Source organism: Micromonospora yasonensis, assembly GCF_026013475.1.
Lineage (GTDB): Bacteria > Actinomycetota > Actinomycetes > Mycobacteriales > Micromonosporaceae > Micromonospora > Micromonospora yasonensis.
On record NZ_JAPDPH010000329.1, the window covers coordinates 1 to 5650 of the forward strand.

Consider the following 5650-nt stretch of genomic DNA (forward strand, 5'->3'; position numbering starts at 1 on the left):
CCCCCCCCCCGCCCCCCCCCCCCCCCCGCCCCGCCCCGCCCCGCCCCCCCGCCGCGACGACCGCAGCGACAGTGGCAGTGGCGCAGGCGGCCGGACTCGCAACCCGGTCCGGCACCTCTTCGGGCACCGGAACAATCTCCGTCCCGGGCATGAGCAGGCAATGGGTGGCGAACCCGCCGACCAGCGGGCGCGCCTCGTCGAGCGGCTCGTGACCGTACTTGCGCAGCTCGACACACTTCTGCGGCAATCCACGCAGGCAACGCGCGCACCGCCCGCACGACGCGGTGACCGACCAGACCACCCGCTGCCCGGGTGCGACTGGCGCGTCGGTCCCGACCGCGACCACAGTTCCCACCTGCTCGTGGCCCAGCACGCTGGGGGCCGGCGAAGGACGACGCCCGCGTACCGTGTGCAGATCGCTGCCGCAGACCGTGGCCAGGTCGACGGCGACCAGCACCTCCCGAGGACGCAGGAGACTCGGGACCGGGGTCGTGCAGACGGTGAACGGCTTGCCCACGCCGTCCCAGCGGGCGTAACGCGCTTGGCGATCCATGCGCCACACCCTAACTTGTCTATACAAGTCGTGGAAAGGTCGCGAGGTTGAAGTGCGACTGACGAGACGACTAGCTCCGACGGGTTGTACCAGTCGACGTACGGGACGTATGCGTCTCCGCCCGATTGCCTTGAGAGGCCGAAAGCCCCCGACCGATGCTCCGGTCGGGGGCTTCCGCCATTCAGTGCTGCCTAGCGCTGCTCAGTGCTGCTTGTTCCGCCTCAATCGACCTCGGCTGCGGGGATGTACGCGCCCGGAACGTCGTCGGGAGCGTAGAACTTGTCCTCACCCGGGTAGGGCTTCTTCCAGCCGTGCGCCTCGTACCAGTCGAAGTGGTTGAGCTGGCTGGGGTTGGTCCGGTCGGCCTGGGCTTCCGGTCCGGCCAGGTGCTGCTTGGCCTTCCAGTCGTCCCATTGCGCCGCGAGCGCCTGCTTGTCCGCGGGGACCGCGGTGGACGGCACCGGGGCCGCCGCCGGGTTCGCCGGCGCCGGGACGTCGGCACCGCACGAGGGCAGCGTCTTCACACCGTCGGTGAGCGACGTGCGGTTGGGCACCGCGGTGAACGGCGTTGGGTCAGCAGTGCCCGAGAAGGCCTGGCGCATCGGCGAGGCCGCGGAGTCCTTCTGGTTCATCGGCTGGATCCCGAGGATCTGCTCGATGGTGCGGACCATCGTGATCTGGGTGTAGTAGTGGCTGTCCACGATGCCGTGGTTGGCCCAGGGGCTGATGACCTGGATCGGGCCGCGGTGGCCGTCGACGTGGTCGGCGCCGGACTGTGTGTCGTCCTCGATGACGAAGATCGCCGACTTCATCCAGTACGGGCTGTGCGAGATGGCCTCGACCACCCGGCCGGTGGCCAGGTCGTTGTCCGCGACCTGGGCCGGGCCGCTCGCTGTACCACCGGTGTGGTCGTTGCCCACGCGGATCATGTTGAGGTTCGCCGGACCGTTCTTCTCGAAGTCCCGCTTCCAGATCTCGGCCCGGTAGATGTCGGGGATGGTCAGGTTGTACGCCGGGAACTCCGGCACCACCGTGGCCTGCAGCGACGGGATCACCGACCCGACCGCGAACTTGTACGCGCTGTCGGCGCCGGTCGCCCGCATGTTCAGCGTGTCGCAGTACAGGTTCTGCCAGCTGGCACTCGCGGGCCTCTGCATGCTCGAGGTGTACTGACCGAAGTTGCGCACGGTCTTGCCGGCGGCCTGGGCGCCCGTCCAGAGGAAGCCTGCACGGGTGTGGCCGAGGGCGTCGTCGGAGGTGCCGTAGCTGCGCTCGTACTCACCGGCCGAGGACTCGGTGTACTCCGGGTCGTCGGCCTGCATCAGCCAGTTGTGTCCCTCGGCGGAGTTGGTGGCGATGTCGTAGGCGTTGTCGTACAGGGCGAACTGACGAGCCATCGCGTGCTGGTTCGGCGTCACGTTCTCGCCGTACGTCGTGAACGCCGGATCGCCGTTGCCCTCTTCGATGTCACCGAAGACTCCGTCGTAGGTGCGGTTCTCCTTGATGATCAGGAACACGTACTTGATCGTCGACGGGTCACCAAGTTTTACCGGGACCGGCACCGGGTGCGGCTTGGCGACCTCGTCGGCCTTGGCGACCGAGCTGCCGTGCCACCCGTTCTGCGTGAAGACCTTCCCGGTGGAGCCCTTGATCACCTCGTCGCTGGGGAGGGTGAAGTGCGTCAGGCTCGAGGTGGTGTCGTGGGTGCCGTGTCGGTTGGTGCTCGACCGACGGGCGCCGATGCCGCGGGTGTTCGAGACGACGACCTCGCCGTTGACCGTGGTGATCTCGGCCGGGAAGAAGTCAGCGGGGAGCAGGCCGACGTAGCTGACCGGCTCCAGGGCGTTGGTGAACTTGTACACTGCGATCGCGTTCGCGCGACCGAGAGTGACCAGCAGGTGGCCGTCGTCGGTGAGCGTCACGGCGTTCGGGGCGTAGCCCACCTGGGACTCCGCCCACGGCTGGGTGGCGATGGTCTGGACCACCTGGTCGATAGCCGTGTCGATCACAGACACGGTGTCGCTGACCGTGTTGGTGACGAACAGGGCGCCGTTCTTCGCGTAGAGCGCCGTCGGGTGCAGGCCCACGTCGATGCTGCTCGGCGTGGCGGCCGCGTCAGCGACGTCGATCACGCTGACCGTACCGGTGGTGCTCGCGGCCGTCGTCGGGTCGGCCGGCACCTGGGTGCCGTAGGAGTTCAGGGTGAACTCGCCGGGCTGCGCCTGCCGGCCACCCTCGTTGCTGATGTAGAGCTTGCCACCGAGCAGCAGCATGTCGCGCGGCGCGATGCCCACGTTCCAGCCCTGGGTGAGCGCACCGGTCGCCGCGTCGATCGCCACGACGCGGTTCTGGCCGTTCACCGCGCCGTACACGGTCTTGCCGTCGGCCGAGAACACAGCCTCGCCGACGAGGGCGCGCTTGCCGTCGACGGCCGGGATCGTGACCTTGACCGGGTTGGCGAGCGTGCCGTCGGCGTTGACCGTGAACTTGGTGTAGCCGTCAGCCTGGCCGAGCCACAGCGACGAGCCGTCGGGCGAGTACGTCGGGCCCTCCTGGCCCACATCGTTGCCCGGGATCCGGAGGTTGGCCGCAGCGTTGTTGCCGACGGTCTGCTGAACCTTCCACTCCTTGAGGTCGACGATCACCATGGCGACGCCGCCGTCGGTCACCGACGCGGCCATGTGCGTGCCGTCCGGGCTGACTGACGACGACATGATCTTGCCGGGGTTGATGACCAGCCGCTCACCGATGGGAGCGAGGTACTGGTCCGACGGCGCGACGAGGCCGTTCGCGGTAGTCTGGCCCACCTGGTCGCGCCCGAACATCGTGGTCTGCGCGTAACCGATACCGGTGCCGGTGAAGACGAGTGCGCTGGAGACACCGGCCGCTGCAATGAGCCGACCACGCCGGCCGCGCAGCATGCCCTTCTCGGCACGCCTTCGCAGGCGAGTTACCTGCATGATGGAACTCCTTCATGGTGAGTGGGAATTCGACTGACATCAGTCGTCGATCCCACAGCCAATCGGTAGGACACCAACGCAGAGTGAATGATCCGAACATTTGCATTCACGCGTGATGAAGGGGGGTATGCCGCGGACCGGGTGCTGCGCGCCGGGTTCGCGGTGTCTCCATGCTGGTTCGGGCCGTAGGTGCGGCGGTAGTCAGGCCGGCAAGGGCAGGCGTCGCAGCCGGGCGATGACCTCGGCGAGGACGCCATGACCTGGCGCGGGCCGCAGGGTCAGCGTGCGGGCGTGGTGTATCAGCCGTGCGGGAGTGTGCAGCAGTCGGTGGCGCAGTGTGTGCAGGTGGGCGCGGCCGGTGCCGTCGGCGTTGTCGAATCCGCCGAGGGCCTGAAGCCATGCGGACATGTTGACAGCCAGCAGCGCGCCCCACATCCAGATGGTGTTGGCCTCGCGGTTACCCGACGGCAGGTGGCGCAGCGCGGCGCCGTGTTTGGCGTCGCGGATTCTGTCTTCCGATGGTGCCGGTACCAGTACTCCACCCTGGCAGCCTGCTGCGGTGTGGACACGTCGAGGTTGGTGATGAATTCGCTTCTCGGGTCATCCTGTTCCCGCCGGGGAGCTGGGCCTTCCTCACGGTCGGCTTACCGCCCCCACAAACCAGCGGGCGGACCCCGTCGGGGTTTCCACGTTCCACACTCACGAGTTACGACCGGGGTGGGTGCCCTCTATACCCCGGGGACCAGCGGTGCTCTCCTGACCGGATGCCGTGCCCAGCCAGCGCCTGCCGCATTCCAGCGGCTACGTCCCTGCACCCCGCCACCAACATCCCACCGCGCGGAGCTCCGTTTTACGAGGCATCAACAAGGGTTCACGCGATTCACCCGTCCGGTCTGCCCCTCACCCGTGATCCTCTCGATGGGACGAGGACCCCTTCGGCTTTCCCCTCGGGCTTCGCACCCCACCGTTACCAGCAGCGCACGCCAAGGGCAGGGCCAGGCAGCGAGCACGCGCCCGGGACTACACCACCGACATCACGTCGGCCCTCCTAACTGCGAGTCCACTCGCAAAGTGCGACATAGTGTCGCAACGGCAGATCCGGATGCGGAGTGGTTCGCCGAAGTGGTGCGCACCTGTACGCAGTGTTACCGATCGGGAGCTGCGGGCGCAGGGCCCGGGGGTAACGGCCCCATGCACTGACTGCGGCACGACCGTCGCCTACGTATCGGGTGTAGGCGTGAAGGCGGCGTGCGGGTGGGGCTGGCCGGTCATGGCGGCGAGGGCTGCGGCGACGGCGTGGAGGTTGGCTTTGATGTAGGTGGTGGCGGGTCCGCGGCGGTCGGTGTGGCCGGGGTAGCCGCGGGCTACTCCATAGCCGAAGTGGCGTTCCACCCAGGTGAGGGTGGTGTGGCGCAGCCAGTGGGTGGAGATCCCCTGCACGGCGACCCAGGGCAGACGTTCGCCGATGCGTCTCCACAGGTGGTCATAGCGGCGGCTGCTGATCGGACGGCCGTTGCGGTAGCGCAGCAGCCGGTCGGTGGGCAGGACCGCGCCCCGGGCCTGGGCGTGCTCGAGGAGGCGTTCGGCAAGGGTCGGGGTGATGGGTTGCCAGCGCAGGGTGCCGCCCTTCTCGGTGAGGCGGACCAGGGCGTGTCGGATGTCCAGGTCGACCAGGCGCAGGGCGAGGCGCCGCCGCGGCGGCAGGCGGTTTCGGTGTGCAGCCGCAGCAGCAACGCGTCGAGGATGGCGTCGTTTCCGCTGGTACGTGCGACCACGTTGATGTCCTGCAACTCGCCAGGGGTAAGGGCGCGGCGGGGACTGGGCAGCCGGCGCGGCTTGGCCACCCGGTGAGCCGGGCTGCCCGTGGCGGTGAGGTAGCTGTCGGCGATGGCCCGGCGGTAGACGGCACGGGCGGCCGCGACGACATGCTCCCCCGCGTGGCGCCCCTGACGACCGGTGCGTCGAGACCGGGCATTGGCGGTTACCTCGCGCATGAGGGCTTCGATGTCGCTGGCGGCCACCTCGTCAAGCCGCAGATGGCCGAGCGCGGCGGACATGCGGTTCCAGTAGGCGCCATAGGTGCGGCGGGTGCCCGGGCTGGCCGCGGCCGCGACCCGCGGGGTGTAGTCGGGAAACG

At 68.7% G+C, this 5650-nt stretch carries 4 protein-coding genes; all 4 read right to left on the reverse strand.

Annotated elements, in window-relative coordinates; translation table 11 throughout:
* Positions 1-553 (reverse strand): alcohol dehydrogenase catalytic domain-containing protein (locus tag ONA70_RS34185; protein ID WP_265010620.1); only part of this gene is annotated, 553 nt, incomplete at its 3' end.
* Between the two features lie 221 nt (positions 554-774).
* Positions 775-3513 (reverse strand): bifunctional YncE family protein/alkaline phosphatase family protein, encoded by a 2739-nt coding sequence (locus ONA70_RS34190; protein WP_265010621.1) that lies wholly within the window; start codon positions 3511-3513, stop codon positions 775-777.
* A 201-nt stretch (positions 3514-3714) separates the two neighbouring features.
* Positions 3715-4101, reverse strand: coding sequence for a transposase (locus tag ONA70_RS34195; protein WP_319959592.1), 387 nt, complete (start codon positions 4099-4101; stop codon positions 3715-3717).
* A gap of 630 nt (positions 4102-4731) precedes the next feature.
* Positions 4732-4953, reverse strand: a complete 222-nt coding sequence (locus ONA70_RS34200) for a hypothetical protein (protein WP_265010622.1) — start codon at positions 4951-4953, stop codon at positions 4732-4734.
* Between the last annotated feature and the right edge of the window lie 697 nt (positions 4954-5650).

Bases quoted from the DNA above. Each gene is read 5' to 3' on its own strand.
- ONA70_RS34190 (WP_265010621.1), bottom strand. From the start codon at position 3,513: ATGCAGGTAACTCGCCTGCGAAGGCGTGCCGAGAAGGGCATGCTGCGC.